The sequence below is a fragment of the Pseudomonas sp. DD1 genome (assembly GCF_044510355.1).
Taxonomy (GTDB): Bacteria; Pseudomonadota; Gammaproteobacteria; order Pseudomonadales; family Pseudomonadaceae; genus Aquipseudomonas; species Aquipseudomonas shahriarae.
On record NZ_MSAJ01000010.1, the window covers coordinates 81,356 to 107,350 of the forward strand.

At 61.2% G+C, this 25,995-nt stretch carries 19 protein-coding genes; 10 read left to right on the forward strand and 9 right to left on the reverse strand.

Annotation, left to right across the window (positions count from 1 at the left end):
- Position 1 precedes the first annotated feature (1 nt).
- Positions 2–1,609, reverse strand: a complete 1,608-nt coding sequence (locus PSFL_RS07875) for a carboxyl transferase domain-containing protein (RefSeq protein ID WP_169961074.1) — start codon at positions 1,607–1,609, stop codon at positions 2–4.
- 11 nt (positions 1,610–1,620) lie between these two features.
- Entirely contained in the window at positions 1,621–2,784 is a 1,164-nt protein-coding gene (locus PSFL_RS07880) for an isovaleryl-CoA dehydrogenase (RefSeq protein ID WP_397469871.1), read from the reverse strand.
- A gap of 171 nt (positions 2,785–2,955) precedes the next feature.
- On the opposite strand from PSFL_RS07880, the gene PSFL_RS07885 reads away from it, so the two are divergent.
- Positions 2,956–4,638, forward strand: coding sequence for an AMP-binding protein (locus tag PSFL_RS07885; protein ID WP_397469872.1), 1,683 nt, complete (start codon positions 2,956–2,958; stop codon positions 4,636–4,638).
- Positions 4,639–5,323: 685 nt separating this feature from the next.
- Here the strand turns inward: PSFL_RS07885 and PSFL_RS07890 are convergent.
- The 3 genes from PSFL_RS07890 to PSFL_RS07900 form a co-directional block, all read right to left on the reverse strand.
- The gene (locus PSFL_RS07890; protein WP_397469873.1) at positions 5,324–6,223 is read right to left on the reverse strand and encodes a hydroxymethylglutaryl-CoA lyase; all 900 of its coding nucleotides are present in this window, start codon (positions 6,221–6,223) and stop codon (positions 5,324–5,326) included.
- A gap of 13 nt (positions 6,224–6,236) precedes the next feature.
- Positions 6,237–6,638 (reverse strand): MerR family DNA-binding transcriptional regulator, encoded by a 402-nt coding sequence (locus PSFL_RS07895; protein ID WP_057960037.1) that lies wholly within the window; start codon positions 6,636–6,638, stop codon positions 6,237–6,239.
- Between the two features lie 70 nt (positions 6,639–6,708).
- The gene (locus PSFL_RS07900; protein WP_057960036.1) at positions 6,709–7,638 is read right to left on the reverse strand and encodes a LysR family transcriptional regulator; all 930 of its coding nucleotides are present in this window, start codon (positions 7,636–7,638) and stop codon (positions 6,709–6,711) included.
- Between the two features lie 151 nt (positions 7,639–7,789).
- Here PSFL_RS07900 and PSFL_RS07905 point away from each other — a divergent pair, with 151 nt between their 5' ends.
- Positions 7,790–9,019 (forward strand): acyl-CoA dehydrogenase, encoded by a 1,230-nt coding sequence (locus tag PSFL_RS07905; protein ID WP_029298342.1) that lies wholly within the window; start codon positions 7,790–7,792, stop codon positions 9,017–9,019.
- Positions 9,020–9,135: 116 nt separating this feature from the next.
- On the opposite strand, the gene PSFL_RS07910 is transcribed toward PSFL_RS07905, so the two are convergent.
- Both PSFL_RS07910 and xthA read right to left on the reverse strand, forming a co-directional pair.
- Positions 9,136–10,476, reverse strand: coding sequence for a phosphate ABC transporter substrate-binding/OmpA family protein (locus tag PSFL_RS07910; RefSeq protein ID WP_057441570.1), 1,341 nt, complete (start codon positions 10,474–10,476; stop codon positions 9,136–9,138).
- Between the two features lie 198 nt (positions 10,477–10,674).
- Positions 10,675–11,487: an exodeoxyribonuclease III gene (xthA, locus tag PSFL_RS07915; RefSeq protein ID WP_057441571.1), complete on the reverse strand. Its 813-nt coding sequence runs from the start codon at positions 11,485–11,487 to the stop codon at positions 10,675–10,677.
- 188 nt (positions 11,488–11,675) lie between these two features.
- Here xthA and PSFL_RS07920 point away from each other — a divergent pair, with 188 nt between their 5' ends.
- From PSFL_RS07920 to PSFL_RS07945, 6 genes are all read left to right on the forward strand, one after another.
- On the forward strand, positions 11,676–12,326 hold the full coding sequence (locus tag PSFL_RS07920) for a GNAT family N-acetyltransferase (RefSeq protein ID WP_273878827.1): 651 nt from the start codon (positions 11,676–11,678) through the stop codon (positions 12,324–12,326).
- Positions 12,327–12,390: 64 nt separating this feature from the next.
- Entirely contained in the window at positions 12,391–14,118 is a 1,728-nt protein-coding gene (locus tag PSFL_RS07925) for an autotransporter assembly complex family protein (RefSeq protein ID WP_057441574.1), read from the forward strand.
- Positions 14,115–17,789: a translocation/assembly module TamB domain-containing protein gene (locus PSFL_RS07930; RefSeq protein ID WP_397469874.1), complete on the forward strand. Its 3,675-nt coding sequence runs from the start codon at positions 14,115–14,117 to the stop codon at positions 17,787–17,789. Before PSFL_RS07925 ends, PSFL_RS07930 begins: the two co-directional genes overlap by 4 nt.
- 172 nt (positions 17,790–17,961) lie before the next feature.
- On the forward strand, positions 17,962–18,435 hold the full coding sequence (locus tag PSFL_RS07935; protein WP_057441577.1) for a MarR family winged helix-turn-helix transcriptional regulator: 474 nt from the start codon (positions 17,962–17,964) through the stop codon (positions 18,433–18,435).
- Between the two features lie 41 nt (positions 18,436–18,476).
- On the forward strand, positions 18,477–19,679 hold the full coding sequence (locus PSFL_RS07940; protein ID WP_115128488.1) for an efflux RND transporter periplasmic adaptor subunit: 1,203 nt from the start codon (positions 18,477–18,479) through the stop codon (positions 19,677–19,679).
- A complete protein-coding gene (locus tag PSFL_RS07945; protein ID WP_057441580.1) occupies positions 19,679–21,208 on the forward strand; it encodes a DHA2 family efflux MFS transporter permease subunit in 1,530 nt (509 codons plus the stop codon). The genes PSFL_RS07940 and PSFL_RS07945 overlap by 1 nt, the downstream gene beginning before the upstream one ends.
- A 136-nt stretch (positions 21,209–21,344) precedes the next feature.
- Here PSFL_RS07945 and lpxH read toward each other — a convergent pair whose 3' ends face one another.
- Both lpxH and PSFL_RS07955 read right to left on the reverse strand, forming a co-directional pair.
- Positions 21,345–22,094, reverse strand: coding sequence for a UDP-2,3-diacylglucosamine diphosphatase (gene lpxH, locus PSFL_RS07950; protein WP_397469875.1), 750 nt, complete (start codon positions 22,092–22,094; stop codon positions 21,345–21,347).
- On the reverse strand, positions 22,091–22,594 hold the full coding sequence (locus PSFL_RS07955) for a peptidylprolyl isomerase (protein ID WP_057441582.1): 504 nt from the start codon (positions 22,592–22,594) through the stop codon (positions 22,091–22,093). The genes lpxH and PSFL_RS07955 overlap by 4 nt, the downstream gene beginning before the upstream one ends.
- A 247-nt stretch (positions 22,595–22,841) precedes the next feature.
- On the opposite strand from PSFL_RS07955, the gene PSFL_RS07960 reads away from it, so the two are divergent.
- Both PSFL_RS07960 and cysS read left to right on the forward strand, forming a co-directional pair.
- On the forward strand, positions 22,842–24,542 hold the full coding sequence (locus tag PSFL_RS07960; protein ID WP_057960030.1) for a glutamine--tRNA ligase/YqeY domain fusion protein: 1,701 nt from the start codon (positions 22,842–22,844) through the stop codon (positions 24,540–24,542).
- A gap of 21 nt (positions 24,543–24,563) precedes the next feature.
- A complete protein-coding gene (gene cysS / locus PSFL_RS07965) occupies positions 24,564–25,946 on the forward strand; it encodes a cysteine--tRNA ligase (RefSeq protein WP_397469876.1) in 1,383 nt (460 codons plus the stop codon).
- The last annotated feature ends 49 nt before the right edge of the window (positions 25,947–25,995 follow it).

Sequence of the window (25,995 nt, forward strand, 5' to 3'; positions counted from 1 at the left end):
ATTACATGCGGAACACGCCGAAGCGGCTCGGCTCGATGGGGGCATTCAGTGCGGCGGACAAGGCCAGGGCCAGCACGTCACGGGTCTGCAAGGGGTCGATGACGCCGTCATCCCACAGGCGGGCGCTGGAGTAGTAAGGGTGGCCCTGGGTTTCGTACTGGTCGAGGATCGGCTGCTTGATCTGCGCTTCGTCCTCGGCGCTGAACGCCTGGCCACTGCGCTCGGCCTGTTCGCGCTTGACCTGCACCAGCACGCCGGCGGCCTGTTCGGCGCCCATCACGCCAATGCGGGCGTTGGGCCACATCCACAAAAAGCGCGGGTCGTAGGCGCGCCCGCACATCCCATAGTTACCGGCACCAAAGCTGCCGCCGATGATCACTGTGAATTTCGGCACCTTGGCGCAGGCCACCGCCGTGACCAGCTTGGCGCCGTGCTTGGCGATGCCGCCGGCTTCGTATTTCTGCCCAACCATAAAGCCGGTGATGTTCTGCAAGAACAGCAGGGGAATCCCGCGCTGGCAGGCCAACTCGATAAAGTGCGCGCCTTTTTGCGCCGCTTCGGCGAAGAGGATCCCGTTGTTGGCGAGGATCGCGATGGGGTAGCCATGCAAATGGGCAAAGCCGCAGACCAGCGTGGTGCCGAACAGCGCCTTGAATTCATCGAAGACCGAGCCGTCCACCAGTCGCGCAATCACTTCGCGTACATCGAACGGTTGCTTGGCGTCGGCCGAGATCACCCCATACAGCTCTTCGCTGGGATACAACGGCGCGACCGGCGTGCGCTGTTGCAACTGCCCCTGTTTGCGCCAGTTGAGGTTGGCGATGCTGCGACGGGCCAGGGCCAGGGCATGTTCGTCGCTGTCGGCGTAATGGTCGGCCACCCCGGAGATCTTGCAGTGCACATCGGCACCGCCAAGGTCTTCGGCGCTGACCACTTCACCGGTGGCCGCCTTCACCAGTGGAGGCCCGGCGAGGAAGATGGTGGCCTGCTGGCGCACCATGATCGCTTCATCGGCCATCGCCGGTACATAAGCGCCACCCGCCGTGCAGGAGCCCATCACCACGGCAATCTGCGGAATGCCCTGGGCGCTCATATTGGCTTGGTTGAAAAAAATCCGCCCAAAGTGCTCGCGGTCGGGGAACACCTCGTCCTGGCGCGGCAGGTTGGCGCCGCCGGAGTCCACCAGGTAAATGCAGGGCAGGCGGTTCTGTTCGGCGATGGTCTGGGCGCGCAGGTGTTTTTTCACGGTCAGCGGGTAGTAGGAACCGCCTTTTACCGTGGCATCGTTGGCGACGATCATGCATTCGACGCCTTCGACCCGGCCGATCCCGGCGATCACGCCCGCGGCCGGTACCTCTTCACCGTAGACCTGATACGCCGCCAGTTGGCTGAGTTCGAGGAACGCCGAGCCCGGGTCGAGCAGGCGGTTGATACGCTCGCGCGGCAGCAGCTTGCCACGGGAGGTATGACGCTCCTGGGCCTTGCTGCCGCCGCCTTGCTGGACCTGGGCGAGCAGGGTGTGCAAGGCATCGACCTGTTTGAGCATCGCCGCGCTGTTGCTGGCGAATTCCGCCGAGCGCGGGTTGAGTTGGGTGTGCAGGGTGGCCATGGTGCACTCCCTCAGCGGGTTTCGTTAAACAGTTCGCGACCAATCAACATGCGTCGGATCTCACTGGTGCCCGCGCCAATTTCATACAGCTTGGCATCACGTAACAGACGGCCTGCGGGGAATTCATTGATGTAGCCATTGCCGCCGAGAATCTGGATCGCATCGAGGGCCATCTGTGTTGCGCGTTCGGCGCTGTACAGAATCACCCCGGCGGCGTCCTTGCGCGTGGTTTCGCCGCGCTCGCAGGCCTGGGCCACCGCATAGAGGTAGGCGCGGCTGGCGTTGAGCTGGGTGTACATGTCGGCAACTTTGCCCTGGATCAGCTGGAATTCGCCGATGCTCTGCCCGAACTGCTTACGGTCGTGGATGTAGGGGACGATCAGGTCCATGCAGGCCTGCATGATCCCGGTAGGGCCGCCGGAGAGCACCACACGCTCGTAGTCCAGGCCGCTCATCAGCACTTTGACCCCGCCATTGAGCACGCCGAGGATGTTTTCTTCGGGCACTTCGACGTCATCGAAAAACAGCTCGCAGGTGTTGGAGCCGCGCATGCCCAGCTTGTCGAACTTGTTGCTGCGGCTGAAGCCCTTGGCGTCGCGCTCGACAATAAACGCGGTAATACCATGGGCGCCTTTTTCCAGGTCGGTCTTGGCGTAGATCACATAGGTTTGGGCATCGGGACCGTTGGTGATCCAGGTCTTGCTGCCGTTGAGCACATACACGCTGCCGCGTTTGTCGGCGCGCAGCTTCATCGACACCACATCGGAGCCCGCATTCGGCTCGCTCATGGCCAGGGCGCCAATGTGTTCGCCGCTGATCAGCTTGGGCAGGTACTTGAGTTTCTGTTCATGAGTGCCGTTGCGGTTGATCTGGTTGACGCACAGGTTGGAGTGCGCGCCGTAGGACAACGCCACCGAGGCCGAGCCGCGGCTGATTTCTTCCATGGCCACCACGTGGGCCAGGTAACCCAGGCCGGCACCGCCGTATTCTTCCGGCACGGTGATGCCCAGCAGGCCCATGTCACCGAACTTGCGCCACATATCCACGGGGAACAGGTTGTCGATATCAATCTGCGCTGCCCGTGGCGCCAGCTCCTTGGCCACGAAGGCCTGCACCTGGTCGCGCAGCATGTCGATGGTTTCACCGAGGGCGAAATTCAGGGTCGGGTAACTCATGGAGGGGCACCTATAAACATTATTGTTGTGGGGCTGGCGACGCCATTGGGCGATCACCTTTACGTTAACGTAAACTTGCGTTGCATGACTGTCAATCGTAGCTTACGTTAACGTCAAGCTCGCGCCTGACCGGCGCACCGTCCACCTACAAAAAAGACAATAGGGGTCGTCATGGATCAACCGAATCAGAGCTACAGCCGTGGCCCACAGGACAAGGCCTTGCTGGCCATGACCATCGGCCAGGCATTTGACCGCACGGTGGCGCAGTACCCGGAGGGCGAGGCCCTGGTGGTGCGCCATCAGCAGCTGCGCTACACCTGGCGGCAGCTGGCCGAAGCCGTGGACCTGCATGCACGCGGGCTGCTGGCGCTGGGGTTGCAGGCCGGGGATCGCCTCGGCATCTGGGCGCCGAACTGTGCCGAGTGGTGCATCAGCCAGGTGGCCAGCGCCAAGCTCGGGGTGATTCTGGTCAACGTCAACCCGGCCTACCGCAGCAGCGAGCTGGAATACGTGCTCAAGCAGTCGGGTTGCCAGTGGTTGATCTGTGCCGGTTCGTTCAAGTCCTCCGACTACCACGGCATGCTGCAGGCGCTGGTGCCGGAACTGGCGGAGCAGGGCATTGGCCAGTTGCACTGTGATCTATTGCCGGAACTGCGTGGGGTGATCAGCCTGGATGCGCGACCGCCCTCGGGGTTCATGCCCTGGTCGCAATTGTCGGCCCTGGGGACGGGGACACCCCCGGAACAATTGCAGCACCGCGAGGCCAGCCTGCACTTCGATCAAGCCGTCAATATCCAGTACACCTCCGGCACCACGGGCTTCCCCAAGGGCGCCACCCTCAGTCACCACAACATCCTCAATAACGGTTACATGGTTGGCGAAAGCCTGGGCCTGACCGCGCAGGATCGCCTGGTGATCCCGGTGCCGCTCTATCATTGCTTTGGCATGGTCATGGGTAACCTGGGCTGCATCACCCATGGCACCACCATGATCTATCCCAATGACGGCTTCGACCCACTGCTGACCCTGACCGCCGTGGCCGAAGAGCGCGCCACCGGCCTGTACGGCGTACCCACGATGTTTATTGCGGTGCTCGATCATCCGCAACGCAGCACGTTCGATCTGTCGAGCCTGCGCACCGGGATCATGGCCGGCTCCACCTGCCCGATAGAGGTGATGCGCCGGGTCATCAGCGACTTGCATATGAGCGAGGTGCAGATTGCCTACGGCATGACCGAGACCAGTCCCGTTTCCCTGCAGACCGGCGCGGATGACGATCTGGAGCGGCGCGTGACCACGGTCGGGCGGACCCAGCCGCAACTGGAAAGCAAAATCATCGACGAGGCCGGTAACACCATGCCGCGTGGGCAGATTGGCGAGTTGTGCACCCGAGGCTACAGCGTGATGCTCGGCTACTGGAACAACCCTGAAGGCACCCGCGAAGCCATCGACGACGCCGGCTGGATGCACACCGGCGACCTGGCGACCATGGATGAGCAGGGTTATGTGTGCATCGCCGGGCGCAACAAGGACATGATCATTCGCGGTGGCGAGAACGTGTACCCACGGGAGTTGGAGGAGTTCTTCTTCACCCACCCGGCGGTGGCGGATGTACAGATCATCGGCATTCCCGATGAGCGTTATGGCGAAGAGATCGTGGCCTGGATCAAGTTTCACCCCGGGCACGTGGCCAACGAGCTGGAACTGCAAACCTGGTGCAAGGGGCGCATTGCACACTTCAAGACGCCGAAGCATTTCCGCTTTGTCGAAGAATTTCCGATGACTGTGACGGGGAAGATTCAGAAGTTTCGCATGCGTGAGATCACCATCGAGCAACTGCGTAGCGAAGACTGAGATCTGGCGCCGATCAAAAATGTGGGAGCGGGCTTGCCCGCGATGACGGAGTGTCAGTCAACTATTCATCAGCTGACCCACCGCTATCGCGGGCAAGCCCGCTCCCACATTTGCCTTTGCATGTACCGCGCAATGGTTTTCACCCAGACAGCACAAAGGGGAGCCGAAGCTCCCCTTTAATTTGTTGTTACGTGCTCTTTTTTTATTATTGAGGGGCGGTCTATTGTTGTTTTTGGCAACCGTGGCCCTTTACCGCTGTTTTTGGCGACCCCCATCCGGGGTCAAGAGCAAACGTATTTTTTTGAGCGCTGATCTGCTTCTTCGCACGCGATCCAACCAGTGGGTAGCTACCTTGAGGTAGTTTTATTGTTCTCTGCCCGGTTGCGAGTGGCGGCTTGCGCCGTACCCTGCGAAGCACATCTTCTCCAAAAAAATCTGTTAGCTGCGTCTCTGCCGTGTTGTTTTTGTTATGTCAGAGTCGTTACGTCTTATTTTTATTAGGTTTGGTGCTTTTTATTCTTGTTATGCCATAGAGATAGCAGAAGCCGTGCCAACTTTTAAAAGTCCTTTAAAATCAATGGTTTGATTTTTTAGTAGGAAATTTACTTCAGAGAATGCGACAAAATATGTTCCCGTGTTACCCGATGTGTAGCCGCGAGGTAACACATCGGAGCAGGCGCGCTACTCAACGGGCGCTACGGGCCTTGACCACGCGTGAGCCGGTGGGGCGGCCCAGGACCGTACAGATCTGCTGGCCCGCCACAATCAACTTGTCCATGTCGATACCGGTTTCGATGCCCAGGCCGTCGAGCAGGTACAGCACATCCTCGGTGGCCACGTTACCGCTGGCGCCCTTGGCATAGGGGCAGCCGCCAAGGCCCGCGATAGAGCTGTCGAACACCTGGATACCCTCCAGCAGGCTGGCGTAGACATTGGCGATGGCCTGGCCGTAGGTGTCATGGAAGTGTCCGGCGAGCTTTGCCCGTGGCACGTCCTTGCCCACTACCTCGAACATGCGCCGCGTAGCGCCTGCGGTGCCGGTGCCGATGGTGTCGCCCAGGGATACTTCATAGCAGCCCATGGAATACAGCTCGCGGGCCACCGCAGCGACTTGCTCCGGGGCGACCTGACCTTCATAGGGGCAACCCAAGACACAGGACACATAGCCGCGCACACTCACGCCGTGCTGTTGTGCCGCCGCCATGATGGGTGCAAAGCGCTCCAGGCTCTCGCTGATGGAGCAGTTGATATTGCGCTGGGAAAACGCCTCGGACGCCGCTGCAAATACTGCGACCTCCTTGACCCCGGCCGCCAGCGCGTCCTCGAAGCCCCGCAGGTTCGGCGCCAACGCGCCATAGATCACGCCCGGCTTGCGCTGGATCTGCGCAAACACGTCGGCCGAGCCGGCCATCTGCGGTACCCACTTGGGCGAGACAAAACTGCCGACTTCGATATAGCCCAGGCCCGCCGCGCTGAGGGCGTCGACCAGTTGCACCTTGTCGGCCACGCTGATGGGCTGGGCTTCGTTTTGCAGACCGTCGCGCGGGCCGACTTCGATCAGGCGCACCTGAGAGGGGAGAGACATGGGATCTACCTTTTTATTGGGGTTGGCCGACCTGGCTCTGGATCGTCTGTTCCAGGGCCTGGGTGCAACGTTCTTCGGCGGTGTCCAGTTCCAGTTTCATCTGCTCGATGTCCAGCAACTGCTGTTCCAACTGCTCACGGCGTTCGCTGATTTTTGCCAGCATGCTGTGCAATTGCTTTTGATTGCCGCTGCTGGGGTCGTAGAGTTCGATCAGTTCGCGGCATTCGGCCAGGGAAAAACCGATGCGCTTGCCCCGCAGGATCAGCTTCAGGCTGACTTTGTCCCGGGGCGAATAGATACGCTCCTGGCCCCGGCGCTCGGGGCGCAGCAGGCCCTGTTCTTCATAGAAACGAATGGCCCGGGTGGTGATGTCCAACTCGCGGGCCAGGTCGGAGATGCTGTAGGTCGTGCTCATGGTGGCGCTCAAGGAGGGTCTTGGCGCTACGCTAATGGCTGCTTGACGTAAACGTCAAGCAAATCACCGCCTACGCGTTATCCAACTTCTTCTCACGCGCCGTAACCTGCTGGCACAACTCGATCATCTGCTCGCGCATCCAGCGGTTGGCGGGGTCCTGGTCAGTGCTTTCATGCCAGTACAGGTGGGTTTCCACCGGCGGCACATCATTGACCGGCAGGTTGAACGAGTGCAGCTCGTTACGCCGTGCAAAGCGCTCGGGCACGGTCATTACCATATCGGTCTGCTGCAACACCTGGGAAGCCATCAGGTAATGCTGGGAGCGCAGGGCGATCTTGCGCTGGATCCCCATTTTGCCGAGGGCCAGGTCGACGTGGCCCAGGCCATTGCGCCGGCTGGAAATATGGATATGGGTCAGCGACAGGTAGTCATCGAGGCTGAACTTTTCCTTGCCCGCCATCGGGTGGCCCTTGCGCATGGCACACACGTAGCGGTCTTCCATCAGCTTGACGTGGCGCACTTGCGGGTCGGTGTTGAGCGGCGCGTCCACTGCGAAATCCAGGCGGCCGGCGGCCAGTTCCTTGGTGGTTTCCCGACGTTTGGACAGGAAACTCTCAATGATCACCGTGGGCGCCAGGCGGCGCAGGCGCTGGAACAGCGGCGGCAGGATCACCGCTTCAGTGAGGTCGGTCATGCTGATGCGGTAGGTCTTGGCCGCTTGCAACGGGTTGAAGATCCGGCTCTCTTGCACCGATACCCGCAGCAACGACAGGGCATTGCGCACCGGGCCAATGATGTTCTGGGCCATGGGGGTCGGCACCATGCCCTGGGCGGTCCGCACGAAGAGCGGGTCGTTGAAGGTCTCGCGCAGGCGTGCCAGGGCGTTGGATACGGCCGGCTGGGTGATGCCCACGATCTGTCCGGCACGGGTCAGGTTGGCTTCGGTGTAGATCGCGTCAAAGACGATGAAAAGATTGAGGTCGACCTTGCTCAGATTCATTTCGTTGCGCTCTTCTTGTTAGGTTTTCATACGCCGATCATATATCGGTGATGAATGTTAATACACGCCGAGAATAGGCTAGGTAAATTATCAGCGCTGTTCTAGCATCGTTTGCATGACCTAAACAACCTCTCCAAGAAGGGAGCTGCTCATGGATTTTGCCTATTCGCCCAAGGTTCAGGAACTGCGTGAACGCGTCACCGCGTTTATGGATGCTTACGTTTACCCCGCCGAGCCGGTGTTTGAACGCCAGGTCAGCGAAGGTGACCGCTGGCAGCCCACTGCGATTATGGAAGAGCTCAAGGCCAAGGCTAAGGCTGAAGGCCTGTGGAACCTGTTCCTGCCGGAATCCGAACTGGGCGCTGGCCTGACCAACCTGGAATACGCGCCGCTCGCCGAAATCATGGGCCGCTCCCTGCTGGGGCCGGAGCCGTTCAATTGCTCTGCACCCGACACCGGCAATATGGAAGTGCTGGTGCGCTACGCCAACGAAGAGCAGAAACAACGCTGGCTGGAGCCCCTGCTGCGTGGCGAGATCCGCTCGGCGTTCGCCATGACCGAACCCGATGTGGCGTCTTCCGACGCCACCAACATGGCCGCCCGCGCCGAGCGCCAGGGTGACGAGTGGGTGATCAACGGTAAGAAGTGGTGGACCTCCGGCGCGTGTGACCCGCGCTGCAAGATCCTGATCTTCATGGGCCTGAGCAACCCGGATGCGCCGCGCCACCAGCAGCACTCGATGATCCTGGTACCGGTGGATGCGCCTGGGGTGAAAATCGTCCGGCCGCTGCCGGTGTTCGGCTACGACGACGCGCCCCATGGGCATGCCGAAGTCCTGTTTGACAACGTGCGTGTGCCGTACGAAAACGTCCTGCTGGGTGAAGGCCGCGGCTTTGAAATTGCCCAGGGGCGCCTTGGCCCGGGCCGTATCCATCACTGCATGCGCTCGATTGGCATGGCTGAACGGGCCCTGGAGTTGATGTGCAAGCGTTCGGTCAGCCGCACCGCCTTCGGCAAACCGCTGGCGCGCCTGGGTGGCAATATCGACAAAATCGCCGACTCGCGGATGGAAATCGACATGGCACGCCTGCTGACGTTAAAGGCCGCCTACATGATGGATACGGTCGGCAACAAAGTGGCGAAAAGTGAAATCGCCCAGATCAAGGTCGTGGCGCCGAATGTGGCCCTGAAGGTGATTGACCGGGCGATCCAGATCCATGGCGGTGCCGGGGTCTCCAATGACTTCCCGCTGGCCTACATGTACGCCATGCAACGTACCCTGCGCCTGGCCGACGGCCCGGATGAAGTGCACCGGGCGGCGATTGGCAAGTTCGAGATTGGCAAATATGTGCCTAAAGAACTGATGCGCAGCGGCCAGTAGGACCGAGTCGCCGGTATCGCGGGCAAGCCCGCCCCCACATTGTGATCGCACGCGGTCAGTGTGGGAGCGGGTTTGCCCGCGATTGCGGTGGGCCAATCCACACCCGTCTTCAGGTTTCAATAAACCCAGACCTCCACCCGGCGATTCTTGATCCGCCCCTCATCCACGGTATTCGCCGCTACCGGCATCTCGGCGCCGAAGCCGCGAATATCGCGCAACACCACACCACTTTTGACCAACTCCCGGCGTACCGCCATTGCCCGCAGCTTGGACAGCAGGTCGGCGCGTTGCGGATCATCCTTGGCGTCACCAAACCCCACCAGCGTGACGCGCTTGTCCCGTTTATCGTGGCTATCTATATAAGCCACCACGCGGGCAAGGTCCTGGCGCGCCTTGTTGTCCAGGCTGGCGCTGCCTTCTTCGAAGCGAAAATTCACCGTCAGGCGCTGCGCCTCGCGGGCAATGGCCTGGTAGTCGGCTGGCATCGGCGCCCGTGGCTGCACGGTGATGGCCTGGACCTGCTGGGCGATAAAGCCATTGGCCGCCACGATGGCCTGGCCTTGGGCGCTCTGGGTAAAGTCCACCAGCGCTTCGGCCCAGGGATTGCTGTTGTTGGGCGGCAGATAGAAAAACAAGCGGCGCGACAGCGGGTAGTCTTCGGTGGCGATCAGGCTGCTCTGCGGCAACATGGCTTGGGAGTCGCCATCGCTGATGGCCACCGCCTTGGCCTGACGCACATAAGGCAGGCCGATAAAGCCAATCCCCTGAGGATCCTGGCTGACTGCATCGGACAATTGCTCGCTCGATTCAAAGCGCTGAGCCTTGCTGTCGAGGGTTTTGCCGCGACGGCTGAGCACCAGCTCCTTGAAGGTGTCGTAGGTGCCGGATTGATCATCGCGAGCATACAGGCGGATCTTCCCACCGCTGCCGCCCAAGGCTTCCCAGGTGCTGATCTCGCCGCTGAAAATCCTCGCCAGTTGTTCGGTGGTCAACACCTGCAGCGGGTTGCGTGGGTGCAGGATGATTGCCAGGCCATCAATCGCGATCACCTGTTCGGCACCGGGGCTTTTCAGGTCACCCAGGGGCTCGAGGTCCACCAGTTCGCGGTCCTTGATCGGGCGTGACGCGGCCGCCAGGTCGGCCGCGGCCTGTTTCAGCGCGGCAAAGCCGGTGCTGGAACCATGGGCGGCGATCTCGACCAGTACCCGCTTGCCTTGGGGGCTGGTGCCGACGAGGCGCTCTTCGTTGGGGCGGGCGGGTGTTTCGCTGTGTACAGCCTTGAGACCCTGTTGCTCCAGCAAACCCCTGACCAGCGCCGGGCCCAACGCCGCGCCAATGGTGTTGGAGCCCTGGATGCGTAAGGCCGGGCCGTGTTCGGGAAAGGGTAGGGGCGTTGCAGAAACTGTAAGAGGAAAAACGCTGCAAAGTGTCAGCAGGTACAGAACGCGCAGCATCATGCCGGCACCTTCTCAAGCCAAAGGACGTGCGGGCAGATTAAGTCAGTAAGGTTGCCAAAATATGACTGACACCCAGCCGGTCCAAATGTGGGAGCAGGCTTACCTGCGAAGGCGGTGTGTCAGTCAACATATCTATCGACTGCCCCAGCGCCATCGCAGGCAAGCCAGCTCCTACATTTTATGGTGTGGTCGCAAAGATCAGCTCAGTTCCAGCCAGATCGGCGCATGGTCCGAGGGTTTTTCCAGGCCGCGCAACTCATAGTCCACACCCGCATCCTTGACTCGTGGCAACAGGCCGTTGGAGGCCATGATCAGGTCGATCCGCAGGCCACGCTTGGGTTCGTCTTCAAAGCCGCGGCTGCGGTAATCGAACCAGCTGAAGCGATCCGCCACGTCCGGGTTGAGGTGACGGAAGCTGTCGGTCAGGCCCCAGTTCTTCAGGCGCGCCATCCACTCGCGTTCTTCCGGCAGGAAGCTGCATTTGCCGGTCTTCAGCCAGCGCTTGGCATTGTCGGCACCGATGCCGATGTCGCAATCCTCGGGGGAAATATTCACGTCGCCCATCACCACCAATGCCTGGTCATTGCTGAACTGGCTCTCCAGCAGGTGCTGCAGATCTTCGTAAAAGCGCTGCTTGGCCGGGAACTTGGTCGGGTGGTCGCGGCTTTCGCCCTGGGGGAAATAGCCATTCATGATGGTGATCGGGTTGCCGTGTTCATCGGCGAAGGTGCCCCAGATAAAGCGGCGCTGGGCATCCTCTTCGTCGCTGGCAAAACCCTTGTGCAGGGCCAGCGGTTCCTGGCGCGAGAGCAGGGCGACGCCGTAGTGGCCTTTCTGCCCGTGGTAGTACACGTGATAGCCCAAGGCCTGGACTTCGGCCAGCGGGAACTGCTCGTCGTGGACTTTGGTTTCCTGCAGGCCGATCACGTCGGGTTGATGTTTGTCGATCAGGGCCGCCAGCTGATGAGGCCGGGCGCGCAGCCCGTTGATATTAAAAGAGACGATTTTCATGGTCGGCAGTCCAGTCTGGCAAAAGGGCGATGCTAGCCGACAAGTCGGACGGGGGCCAGCGTGGCGGTAGGACAGATGCGCTGCTAATGTCTCTCAGGGAGCCAATGGCAGGGAACGACTCCGTTGCCCCGGGCTCGTAACAATAAGAGCGCGACCTTTTTGAGTGGCGCCCAGGGGAGATACGACTGATGCTCGACACCTCGACCGCCGTTGCCCAGGTGCACCTGCTCGATAGCGGCTATTCCCGCGAAGCGCGCTCGCTGCTGTACCACGCCTATCGGCATGAGCCGACCTTTGCCTACCTGTTCGAAGCTGAACGCTCAGGGTACGAGCAGCGGGTCCGCGCGACGGTGCGCGAGCTGGTCAAGCAGCACTTTCTCCAGGAACTGCCGGCCATCGGCCTGCTGGTCAATGACCGCCTGATCGGCATCGCCCTGATTGCCCCGCCGCAACGGCGCCTGGGCATCACGGAAAGCTGGGCCTGGCAATTGCGCATGTGGCTGAGCACCGGTTTCAGGTGCACCCGGCGCTACCTCGAATACCATCAGGCGGTGCTGGCGTGCTTGCCATCGGAGTCGGTGCATGTGCTGCCGCTGCTGGGGGTCCACCCGCAATTCCAGGGCAAGCATTACGGCGAACAACTGCTGGAAGCCGTGCATAACTGGTGCGCCGAAGACCCGCACTCACAAGGGGTGGTGCTGGACACCGGCAATCCGCTGTACCTGGAGTTCTACAAACGCCAGGGCTATGCCGAAGTGGCAGAGGTGGCTGTAGGACCCATTCTGGAGCATGTGTTTTTTCACCCGAATCCCCAGGTGTTACAACCTGCAACGCCTTAACCCAGAATTATTCAGACAATTCCAGGTTCTAAGGTGCTCCTCAGCTCGTGTAGCATCCGCGCCTATGAAGTTTCCAAATAAAATTACCAGCGGCTTGATCCTGCTGTTCACAAGCTGCGGCGCCTTGGCACAAAGCGAACTGGACGTGCGGGTCAAGCCTTCAAACGATGCGCTGAAGGCCAATATCGAAGGCTATATCGGCGGGGTTGGCGAGCGTGACGAAGAGGCCTTGCAGCGCTTCAGTCGCGGTGCCGAGGAGCAGGCGCGCAAGGCCGCCCAGGCACTGGGCTTTTATCAGCCGCAGATTGCCAGTGAGGTAAAGCCCGGCAAGAATCCGCGCCTGATCCTCAGTATCGACCCCGGCGAGCCGGTGCATTTACGCAATGTCACGATTCGCGTCGACGGCCCGGCGGCCGAGCTCAAATCCTTCCGTGTGCCCGACAGCAAAGACCTCAAGTCCGGCGCCGTACTCAACCATGGCCATTACGAAGACGCCAAACGCCTGATCCAGAACCAGGCCTCGCGCTTCGGCTATTTCAGTGGCCGCTTCACTCGTCAGACACTGTCCGTCGACCCCCAGGCGGGCGTGGCCGATATCGAACTGGTCTACGACAGCGGCCCGCGCTACACCCTCGGCAAGGTCAACTTTGCCGGCGATACCCCCTTTGATGAAGAGCTGTTGCAACGCATGGTGCCGTTCAAGAGTGGCGCGCCCTACGATTCCGAACTGATCGCCGAACTGAACCAGGCCCTGCAATCGAGCGGCTATTTCGAGGGCGTGCGCGTGGATGCCGCCCCGGCAGCGGCGGCCAATGATGTGATCCCGGTGGCGGTCCAACTGGAAACCCGTAAACCGCGGACCATGGGCCTGGGCCTGGGTTTTTCCACTGACGTCGGCCCGCGTGGCAAGGCCAACTGGACACGGCACTGGGTCAACCCCCAGGGGCACAGCTATGGCTGGGAGGCCGAGTTGTCGGCGCCCCGGCAGAACGTCGGCCTGTGGTACGACATTCCCCTTGATCCGCCGCTCACCGACAAGCTGCGTTTTGCCGGCGGCTATCAGAATGAAGAGCTGGCCAATACCGACACCCTCAGCAAGCTGCTCACCCTCGGCCCGGAATGGCACAGCAAATTGCCCAGCGGCTGGACACGGGTGATCTCGCTCAAATGGCAGCGCGAAGAATATCGCCTGGGGGACGACTCCGGCTTGAGCAATTTGCTGATGCCCGGTATCAGCTATTCCTACCTGCGCAGCGATAACCGCATCGACCCGCATAATGGCTATCGCCTGCAGTTCGATACCAAGGTGGCCAAGGAAGGGCTGGGCTCTGACACCAACCTGCTGTACGGCACTGCGATGATCAAGGGCTTGACCACCGTGTGGGACAAGCACCGTTTCCTCGGCCGCGCGCAGTTTGGCGGCAGCGCCACCAACGGCTACAAGTCGGTGCCGCCGTCCCTGCGTTTCTTTGCCGGTGGCGACCAAAGTGTGCGTGGCTACGAGTACCAGACCCTGTCCCCGGAAAACAACAAGGGCGACCGCATCGGTGGCCGCTACATGGTGGCCTTGAGCGCCGAGTATCAATATTCCATCGCCGAAAAATGGCGGATCGCGACCTTTGTCGACCAGGGCAACTCCTTTAACACCCTTGAGTTGCCAAGCCTGAAAACCGGGGTCGGCGTCGGCGTGCGCTGGGTGTCTCCGGTCGGCCCGATTCGTCTTGACCTGGCCCATGCCCTGGAAGATCCGGGCGGCATTCGTTTGCACTTTTCCATGGGGCCTGAGCTGTGAAGCGTGGTTTGAAAATAGCGGGTCTGAGTGTGGCAGCGGTCGTTGCCTTGGTGCCGCTGGCGGTGTGGAGCGTACTGGGTACGCAAGTCGGCAGTCGCTGGGCCCTCGGCCAAGTCCCGGGGTTGAGCGTGGAAAACTTCCAGGGCCGTTTGGGTGGGCAATGGAGCGCCGACCAGGTGCTGTGGCAACAAGACAGCAGCCGCGTAGAGCTCAATGCCCCCAAATTCGACTGGTCGCCGGCGTGCCTGCTGCGCATGACCCTGTGCATCCGGCAACTGGACGTGGAGCAGATCAGCCTGCAATTACCACCCAGCACCGAAGACAGCAGCGGCCCGATTACCCTGCCGGACTTGAACCTGCCCGTGGCGATCGAACTGGGCGACGTGCGCGTCGGCAGCCTGCTGTTCAACAGCAGCGAAGAACTCAAGGGCCTGCAACTGGCCGCGCATTGGACAGCCGAGGGCATGCAGATCGACGCGGTACATCTGCAACGCGACGACCTGGTGCTGGATCTCAGCGGTATGCTGCACCCCGCGGGCGATTGGCCGTTGACCGCGACCGGCAACCTGAGCCTGCCCTATGCCCCGGGCGGCGCGCCGTGGACGGTGGCGCTGAACGTGACCGGTGATCTGCTCAAGACCCTCAAGCTCGACGCCGACAGCACGGGCTACCTGCCAGCCAAACTTAGCGGCGAACTGCAACCCCTGGTCGAGAACCTGCCAGCAGAGTTGCGCATCACCGCCGATGGCTTCAAACCTGCCGCCGACTTGCCGGACACCTTGCAGCTCAACCAACTGGACCTGACTGCCAAGGGCGACCTGGGCAAGGGCTATCAGTTGCTGGGCAAGGCTGTATTACCCGCAGAAAAGGGCCCGGTTGACCTGTTGCTGCAAGGCCGGGTCGATGCCAAGGGCGCGCAGCTCGCCGGCCTGGACCTGAATGCCGGGGACAAGCAAAGCCTCACGCTCAGCGCCCAACTGGATTGGCAGCAGGGCTTCAGCGCAGACGCAAAAATCGACTGGCTGGACTTCCCCTGGCATCGCCTGTATCCGCTGATTGACGAGCCGCAAGTGGTGCTACGCACCTTCAACGGTGAAGTGTCCTACAAGGACGGCAACTACCTGGGCAATCTCAAGGCCGACCTCGATGGCCCGGCCGGCAAATTCAGCCTGGTCACGCCGTTCAGTGGCGACCTCAAGCAAGTGTTCCTGCCCGAGCTGAAATTGACCGCTGGCCAGGGCAAGGCCGAAGGGCACTTGAACCTGCAATTTGCCGAGGGCATCGCCTGGGATACGGCGCTGGACCTGTCGGCGTTGAACCCGGCGTACTGGGTCGCAGAGTTGCCCGGTACCCTGGCCGGGCCGCTGCGCAGCAAGGGCGAGTTCAAGAACGAACAACTCAAGCTCAACGCCGACCTTGACCTCAAGGGCCGCTTGCGCGGCCAAACGGCGGTGCTGGCCGCCAAGGCCGAAGGCGCGGGCGAGCAGTGGACCCTGGCCAACCTGGATATCCGCCTGGGTGACAACCGCATCAATGGCAGCGGCAGCCTGCAACAGCGCCTGGCCGGGCAGATCGATATCAAGCTCGCACGCCTGGCCCAGCTGTGGCCGCAGCTTCGTGGGCAGGTCAATGGTCGACTCGATGTGGCCGGCACTCTAAAGGCGCCCCAGGGCAAGCTCGACCTCAAGGGCCAGCAACTGGTGTTTGAAGACAACCGCCTGCAAGCCCTCACCCTGGACGCCACGCTTGATAACGCACAACGGGCGAAGATCGACCTCAAGGGCACCGGCATCCAGGCCGGGGATACCCAGCTCGGTACTTTGACCGCCAGCGCCCAGGGCGACATCAAAAACCAGAAAGTCCAACTGGACCTCATGGGCCCCCTGGTCAAACTGGCCCTGGCTCTGGACGGCACGCTCGACAAGGGTAACTGGCGCGGGCGCCTGGCCAGTGGCGAGGTGCAGGCCGGGGGCCAGGACTGGAAGCTGCAGGCCCCGGCGAAAATCGAGCGCATGGCCGATGGCAAGCTGACCTTCGCTGCCCATTGCTGGGTCTCCGGGCCCGCCAGCCTGTGTGGCGAAGACCAGCGACTGATGCCCGATCCCAAGCTGCGTTATCACCTCAAGCAGTTCCCCATCGACAGCCTGGCGCAGTGGCTGCCCAAGGATTTCGCCTGGCAAGGCAAGCTCAACGCCGATATCCAGCTTGACCTTCCGGCCAGCGGCCCTAAAGGCCTGATCGCGGTGGATGCCAGTGGCGGCACGTTGCGGGTCAAGGACAAGGACCAGTGGCTGGACTTCCCCTACGACACCCTCAAACTGGACACCACGCTTAACCCCACGCGCATTGATACCCAGCTGAATTTCCGCGGTGGCAAGCTCGGCGAGTTGCTGCTGCAGGCGCAGATCAACCCGCTGGCGAAAAACAAGCCGATCTCCGGCAACTTCAGCCTTACCGGCCTGGACCTGGCGGTAGCGCGGCCGTTTGTGCCGATGGTGGAAAAACTCAATGGCAAGCTCAATGGCAGCGGGCGCATCTCCGGCGGCTTGTTGGCGCCGCAGGTCAACGGCAACGTCAACCTGATCGCCGGCGAGATTTCCGGACCCGAACTGCCCATCAGCCTTGAAGGCCTGAACGTGCAGGCCCTGATCGCCGGCGAAAGCGTGCAGCTCAACGGCGGCTGGCGCAGTGGCAAGGCCGGGCAGGGCAGCCTCAAGGGGCAGATCGACTGGGGCCGAGCGCTGGCCGTTGACCTCAGCCTGCAAGGCTCGCAACTGCCGGTCACGGTCGAGCCCTACGCCGAACTGGAAGTGGCGCCTGACCTGAAGATTACGCTCAAGGACGACAAGTTGGCGATTGCCGGCAATGTGCACATCCCGCGCGGTGACATCACTGTGCGCGAACTGCCGCCATCGACGGTCAAGGTCTCGGATGACACGGTGATCGTCGGCAGCCAGACCGAAGAGGGTAAGCCGCCGATGGCCATCGCCATGGACATCAACGTGGTCGTGGGCGAGGACCAGCTCAACTTTGCCGGTTTCGGCCTGACCGCCAAGGTCCAGGGCCAGGTGCATATCGGCGATAACCTGGACACCCGTGGCGAGCTGTGGCTCAACGACGGGCGCTACCGCGCCTATGGCCAGAGGCTGGATGTGCGGCGTGCGCGCCTGCTGTTCGCCGGGCCGCTGGACCAGCCATACCTGGATATCGAAGCCATCCGCAAGACCAACGACGTGATCGCCGGTATCCGCCTGAGCGGCAGTGCCGAGCAGCCGACCACGCAGATTTTCTCGGAGCCGGCCATGAGCCAGGAGCAGGCGCTGTCCTACCTGGTGCTGGGCCGTCCGTTGAGCACCACCGGCGAAGACAACAATATGCTGGCGCAAGCGGCACTGGGCCTGGGCTTGATGGGCAGTGCCGGCGTGACCTCGGACATTGCCAAGAACCTGGGGATCCAGGACTTTGAGCTGGACACCCAGGGCAGCGGCACCAACACGGCAGTGGTGGCCAGCGGCAAGATCACCGAGAAACTCAGCCTGCGTTACGGGGTCGGGGTGTTCGAACCGGCCAGCACCATTGCCTTGCGTTACCTGCTGAGCAAGAGGGTGTACCTGGAAGTGGCCAGCGGCGTGGCCAGTTCATTGGATATCTTCTACAAGCGGGATTTCTGACGGTTAAAGGCACATCAAATGGTGGGAGCTGGCTTGCCAGTTCCCACCATTTTTTTGGGGTGCATTCAGCGCCTGATTACCAAGCAACCTAACTATTTATTTGACATTCGCTGCCTAGGCAGTAATATTTCGTCACACATTCACTGCCTAGGCAGTAATAAGGTGACTCCCGATGGAACACTTCACCCCGGAAAACTTCCATAACTGCCATCTTGGGCTGTTGCTGGGGCGCGCCGCGATTCTCAAGGACCGCATCATCGACACCCATATGGAACCCCACGGCATCACTGCCGCGCAGTTCAAGGTGTTGATCATCATGGCCCAGTTCGGCGTCGATACCCCGGCGGAGCTGTGCCGCAACCTGTCCCTGGACAGTGGCTCGATGACTCGCATGCTCGACCGCCTGGAGCAAAAAGACCTGCTGGCGCGCAAGCGCTCCGAGCAGGACCGGCGCCAGGTGCAACTGGTGCTGACTGCAGAAGGCCAGCGCCTGGCGGACATGCTGCCGCAGATCGGCGCCCAGGCCCTGAACCAGTTGGCTGGCGCACTCGAACCGGGGGAGTTGCAGACCCTGGAGCACATCCTGAAGAAAATCCTGATCGCTGCGGGTGATCCCATCACGTTGCAGCGGGTCGGGACTCAATGAACACGCCAGTCACGCGCGCTGAATAACGCAAGGTACTTGTCATGGCTACTGCCCAAGCAAACAACACCGCACACTCCCAACCCAACGACGGCAACCCGCGCAAACGCAAAATCATGTTGCTGGGCCTGGCGCTGATCGTCGTCCTTTGCGTCCTGGGCGTGTGGGGCTGGCACGAGCTGTATGGCCGTTGGAGCGAAAGTACCGACGATGCGTACGTGAATGGCAACGTGGTGGAAATCACCCCGCTGGTCACCGGTACCGTGGTCAGCATTGGCGCCGACGATGGCGACCTGGTCCACGAAGGCCAGGTGCTGATCAACTTCGACCCCAACGACGCCGCCGTCGGCCTGCAAAGTGCCCAGGCCAACCTGGCGCGCACGGTACGCCAGGTGCGTGGCTTGTACAGCAATGTGGATGGCATGAAAGCCCAGGTACAGGCGCAAAAAGCCCAGGTGCAAACCGCCCAGGACAACTTCAACCGCCGCAGAATCCTCGCCCAGGGCGGCGCGATTTCCCTGGAAGAACTGTCCCACGCCCGCGACGCCCTGAGTGCGGCGAGCAACTCACTGGCCAACCTGCAACAGCAACTCAATACCTCCACTGCGTTGGTGGATGACACGGTGATTTCGTCCCACCCGGATGTGCAGGCCGCTGCCGCGCAACTGCGCCAGGCCTACCTGACCAATGCGCGCAGCACCCTGATCGCACCGGTCACCGGCTACGTCGCCAAGCGCACCGTGCAACTGGGCCAGCGGGTCGAGCCGGGTACCGCGTTGATGGCGGTGATTCCCCTGGACCAACTTTGGATCGACGCCAACTTCAAGGAAACCCAACTGCGCCAGATGCGCATTGGCCAGCCGGTGGATATCGAGGCCGATCTCTACGGCAGCGACGTGAAGTACAGCGGCACCGTCGACAGCCTCGGCGCCGGTACCGGCAGCGCCTTTGCCTTGCTGCCGGCCCAGAACGCCACCGGCAACTGGATCAAGATCGTGCAGCGGGTTCCGGTGCGCATCCATATCAATGCCCAGGAGTTGGCCCAGCACCCGTTGCGGGTGGGCTTGTCGACCCAGGTGGAAGTCAATCTGCACGACCAGAGTGGCCCGGTACTGGCGCAACAACCGCCGCAAAAAGCCTCGTTCACCACCACCGTGTATGACCGCCAGTTGGCCGAGGCCGACGCGATGATCACCCAGTTGATCCATGACAACAGCGTGGCCGCGCCCAAGGCAGCACAACGCTGATGAGCAATAACGCCTCGTTCACGCCACCCAGCTTGCTGATGGCCACCATTGGCCTGTCCCTGGCGACCTTTATGCAGGTGCTCGACACCACCATCGCCAACGTGGCGTTGCCGACCATTTCCGGCAACCTGGGCGTGAGTTCGGAGCAGGGCACCTGGGTCATCACCTCTTTTGCCGTAAGCAATGCCATTGCGCTGCCATTGACCGGCTGGTTGAGCCGGCGCTTTGGTGAGGTGAAGCTGTTTTTGTGGGCGACCGTCCTGTTTGTGCTGGCCTCGTTCCTGTGTGGTGTCTCCACCTCGATGCCCGAGTTGATCGGCTTTCGCGTGCTGCAAGGCTTGGTGGCGGGCCCGTTGTATCCAATGACCCAAACCTTGCTGATTGCGGTCTATCCCCCCGCCAGGCGCGGCATGGCGTTGGCGTTGCTGGCGATGGTCACGGTGGTCGCGCCCATTGCCGGGCCTATTCTCGGCGGCTGGATTACCGACAGCTACAGCTGGCCGTGGATCTTCTTTATCAACGTGCCCATCGGGATATTTGCGGTGATGGTGGTGCGTGCGCAGCTCAAGAAACGCCCGGTGGTCACCAGTCATCAGCCGATGGACTATGTCGGGCTGCTGAGCTTGATCGTCGGGGTCGGTGCCTTGCAGATCATCCTCGACAAGGGCAATGACCTGGACTGGTTCGAATCCAATTTCATCATCATCGGCGCGGCCATTTCGGTGATCGCCCTGGCGGTGTTTGTGATCTGGGAAATGACCGACAAGCACCCAGTGGTCAACCTGCGCCTGTTTGCCCATCGCAACTTCCGCATCGGCACCATCGTCTTGGTGCTGGGCTACGCCGGGTTCTTTGGTATCAACCTGATCCTGCCGCAATGGCTGCAGACGCAGATGGGCTACACCGCGACCTGGGCCGGGCTGGCGGTGGCGCCGATCGGCATCCTGCCGGTGCTGATGTCGCCCTTTGTCGGCAAGTACGCGCACAAGTTCGACTTGCGGCTGCTGGCCGGCCTGGCGTTCCTGGCGATCGGCCTGAGCTGCTTTATGCGCGCCGGCTTCACCAATGAAGTGGACTTCCAGCATATCGCCCTGGTGCAGCTGTTCATGGGCATCGGCGTGGCGCTGTTCTTTATGCCGACCTTGAGCATCCTGATGTCCGACCTACCGCCGCACCAGATCGCCGACGGCGCAGGCCTGGCGACCTTCCTGCGAACCCTGGGCGGCAGCTTTGCGGCATCGCTCACCACCTGGATCTGGATTCGCCGCGCGGACCAGCACCATGCCTATATGAGCGAGAGTATGAGCGTGTACGACTCGGCTACCCGCGATGCGCTGAACACCCTGGGCGGTGCGGGGCACAAGGCCTATGCGCAACTGGACCAGATCCTCACCAGCCAGGCGTACATGATGTCCACCGTGGATTACTTCACGCTGCTGGGGTGGATGTTCATGGGCTTGATCCTGCTGGTGTGGCTGGCCAAGCCGCCGTTTACTGCGAAGGCGGGGCCGGCGGCATCAGGGCACTGATCTTGACGTGTTCGCGGTTAAAAATGTGGGAGCGAGCTTGCTCGCGATAGCGGTGTGTCAGTCACCTAAATTGTCGACTGACACGCCGCTATCGCGAGCAAGCCCGCTCCCACATTTGCTTCGTGTTGTTTGCAAGTCAGGCGCCAGGCAACGCCAACTGCGGATTGACGAAGTCAAACGCCGCCAGTTGAAACCCTTGCTCATCCACCTGCAACGCCCAACCCTGCTTGTCCCAATCTCCCAGCACAATGCGCTTGGCCGCCTGCTCGCCAATCTGCAACTTGTGAATGGCCGGGCGGTGGGTGTGGCCGTGGACCAGGGTGCGCACGCCGAAGGCTTGCATCACCCGTGGCACTTCCTCGGGCGTTACATCGACAATATCGTTGGCCTTCATGCGTACCTGGGCACGGCTTTCGCTGCGCAGCTTGTGCGCCAGTTTATGGCGGGTGCGCAAGGGCAGGTGGCACAGGATAAACAGCACGATGGGATTACGCAGGATGCGCCGCAGCTTCATATAGCCGAGGTCGCGGGTACACAGGCTGTCGCCGTGCATCAACAGCACGGGCTCGCCATACAGCTGCACGACGGTAGGGTCCTTTAGCAACGTTGCGCCTGCGGCTTTGCAGAACGCCTTGCCGATCAGGAAATCCCGGTTGCCGTGCATCAGGAATACTTGGGTGCCACTGTCGCTCAGCTCACGTAGAGCCGCGCAAATCGAACGCTGGAACGGGGTCATGCCATCGTCACCAATCCAGGCTTCGAAAAAGTCCCCCAGGATGTACAACGCTTGCGCGCCACGGGCGCGGCCGTGGAGTAAATCCAGAAACGCCCGGGTAATGTCCGGGCGCTCCTCTTCCAGATGCAAGTCTGAAATCAGCAGTATCACGCAACGATCTCGGCTTTCTCGATGATCACGTCTTCTGCTGGTACGTCCTGGTGACCGCTTTTCGTAGTGGTGGAAACACCCTTGATCTTGTCCACGACGTCGGTGCCTTCGGTGACTTTACCGAATACCGCGTAGCCCCAACCCTGTACGGTCTTGGCGCTGTGGTTGAGGAAACCGTTGTCAGCCACGTTGATGAAAAACTGCGCGGAGGCCGAATGCGGCTCCATGGTACGGGCCATGGCGACGGTGTACTTGTCGTTGGAAAGACCGTTGTCCGCTTCGTTCTGGATGCTTGGACGCTTGTCTTTCTTTTCTTTCATGCCAGGCTCGAAACCGCCGCCCTGGACCATGAAGTTGCCGATGACACGGTGGAAAACAGTGTTTTCGTAGTGGCCGGCGTTAACGTACTCGATGAAGTTGGCGACGGTGATCGGCGCTTTCTCGGCGTTCAGCTCGATGACGATGTCACCGTGGTTGGTGGTCAGTTTGACTTGAGTCATGTTCATTACTCTTTTCAGGGAATTCGTGGGTTCGGACGCCTGGGCACCTTACCGGGTTGGCTAAACTGCGGCCAAGGCGCGCAGTTTAGCGTGCCTGTGAGGAATTTCGAGGTGGTTTTTTACCGTCCATGCAATAAATGCAGCAGTTTTTGGCCATGCCCTGTCAGGTGCTTGACGGCATCGGCTATGATAAGCCCTTTGTTTGTCTGGCCCGACCCGGCCACGTACCTGTCTGTTCAAGGATCCTATGAGCAAGCCCACTGTCGACCCTACCTCGAATTCCAAGGCCGGACCTGCCGTCCCGGTCAATTTCCTGCGCCCGATCATCCAGGCGGACCTGGATTCGGGCAAGCACACGCAGATCGTCACCCGTTTCCCACCTGAGCCCAACGGTTACCTGCACATCGGCCACGCCAAGTCGATCTGTGTGAACTTCGGCCTGGCCCAGGAGTTCGGTGGCGTCACGCACCTGCGTTTCGACGATACCAACCCGGCCAAGGAAGACCAGGAATACATCGACGCCATCGAAAGCGACATCAAGTGGCTGGGCTTCGAATGGTCCGGTGAAGTGCGCTACGCCTCCAAGTATTTCGACCAGTTGTTCGACTGGGCCGTGGAGCTGATCAAGGCTGGCAAGGCCTACGTCGACGACCTGACGCCTGAGCAGGCCAAGGAATACCGTGGCACCTTGACCGAGCCGGGCAAGAACAGCCCGTTCCGCGACCGTTCGGTAGAAGAGAACCTGGACTGGTTCACCCGCATGCGCGACGGCGAGTTCCCGGACGGCGCCCGTGTATTGCGGGCCAAGATCGACATGGCCTCGCCGAACATGAACCTGCGCGACCCGATCATGTACCGCATCCGCCACGCCCATCACCACCAGACCGGTGACAAGTGGTGCATCTACCCCAACTATGACTTCACCCACGGTCAGTCGGACGCCATCGAAGGCATTACCCACTCCATCTGCACCCTGGAGTTCGAAAGCCATCGCCCGCTGTACGAATGGTTCCTCGACAGCCTGCCGGTGCCGGCGCACCCGCGTCAGTACGAATTCAGCCGCCTGAACCTGAACTACACCATCACCAGCAAGCGCAAGCTCAAGCAGTTGGTCGATGAGAAGCACGTACATGGCTGGGACGACCCACGCATGTCGACGCTGTCGGGCTTCCGCCGTCGTGGCTACACCCCGGCGTCGATCCGCAATTTCTGCGACATGGTCGGCACCAACCGCTCCGACGGCGTGGTTGACTACGGCATGCTCGAGTTCAGCATCCGTCAGGACCTCGACGCGAACGCCCCGCGCGCCATGTGCGTGCTGCGTCCGTTGAAAGTCGTGATCACCAACTACCCGCAAGACCAGGTCGAGCACCTCGAACTGCCGCGTCACCCGCAAAAAGAAGAACTGGGCGTGCGCAAGCTGCCGTTCGCCCGTGAAATCTACATCGACCGCGATGACTTCATGGAAGAGCCGCCCAAGGGCTACAAGCGCCTGGAGCCGAACGGCGAAGTGCGCCTGCGTGGCAGCTACGTGATCCGTGCCGACGAAGCCATCAAGGACGCCGATGGCAACATCGTCGAACTGCGTTGCTCCTACGATCCTGAAACCCTGGGCAAGAACCCTGAAGGCCGCAAGGTCAAAGGCGTGGTGCACTGGGTACCGGCCGCGGCCAGCGTCGAGTGCGAAGTGCGCCTGTACGATCGCCTGTTCCGCTCGCCTAATCCCGAAAAGGCCGAAGACAGCGCCAGCTTCCTGGACAACATCAACCCTGACTCCCTGCAAGTACTTACGGGTTGTCGTGCCGAACCGTCTTTGGGCGACGCACAGCCGGAGGACCGTTTCCAGTTCGAGCGCGAAGGCTACTTCTGCGCGGATATCAAGGACTCGAAACCTGGTCAGCCGGTATTCAACCGTACCGTGACCTTGCGTGATTCGTGGGGCCAGTGATCAAGTCTTAAGGGAAACATCGTGCTAACGATCTACAACACGCTCAGCAAGACCAAAGAAGTCTTCAAGCCGCTGGACGGCAACAAGGTGCGCATGTACGTGTGCGGCATGACCGTGTACGACTACTGCCACATCGGCCACGGCCGCAGCATGGTTGCTTTCGACCTGGTGACCCGCTGGTTGCGTTTCAGCGGCTACGACTTGACGTACGTGCGCAACATCACCGACATCGACGACAAGATCATCAATCGCGCCAATGAAAACGGCGAGTCGTTCGACGCGCTGACCGAGCGCATGATCGCCGCCATGCACGAGGACGAGGCGCGCCTCAATATCCTCAAACCAGACATGGAGCCGCGCGCCACGGACCATATCCCGGGCATGCACGCGATGATCCAGACCTTGATCGACAAGGGCTACGCCTACGCCCCGGGCAATGGCGACGTGTACTACCGCGTCGCCAAGTTCATGGGCTACGGCAAGCTGTCGCGCAAGAAAATCGAAGACCTGCGCATCGGCGCCCGCATCGAAGTCGACGAAGCCAAGCAAGACCCGCTGGACTTCGTGCTGTGGAAAGGCACCAAGCCCGGCGAGCCGAGCTGGGAATCCCCCTGGGGCGCTGGGCGTCCGGGCTGGCACATCGAATGCTCGGTGATGTCCACCTGCTGCCTGGGCGAGACGTTCGACATTCATGGCGGCGGCAGCGATCTTGAGTTCCCGCACCACGAAAACGAAATCGCCCAAAGCGAAGCGGCCACCGGCAAGACCTATGCTAACGCGTGGATGCATTGCGGCATGATTCGCATCAATGGCGAGAAGATGTCCAAGTCCTTGAACAACTTCTTCACCATCCGCGACGTGCTGGAAAAGTACCACCCGGAGGTTGTGCGTTATCTGCTGGTATCGAGCCATTACCGCAGTGCCATCAACTACTCGGAAGACAACCTCAAGGACGCCAAGGGCGCCCTGGAGCGGTTCTACCACGCGTTGAAAGGCCTGCCGGTTGTGGCGCCGGCCGGTGGCGAGGCGTTTGTTGAACGCTTCACTACCGTGATGAACGACGACTTCGGCACCCCCGAAGCCTGCTCCGTACTGTTCGAGATGGTCCGCGAGATCAACCGCCTGCGCGAGAGCGATCTCGCCGCAGCGGCCGGCCTGGCGGCACGCCTCAAGGAACTGGCCAGCGTGCTGGGCGTGTTGCAAATGGAAGCGGACGACTTCCTGCAAGCCGGCGCCGAAGGGCGTGTGGACGCAGCCGAAGTCGACGCCTTGATCCAGGCCCGCCTGAATGCCCGTGCCAACAAGGACTGGGCAGAATCCGACCGCATCCGCGACCAACTCACCGCCATGGGCGTGGTATTGGAAGACGGCAAGGGCGGGACGACCTGGCGCTTGGCTGACTGACGGCTGATGCCTGCATGAATAAAAACGCCCCGACTGGTTCGGGGCGTTT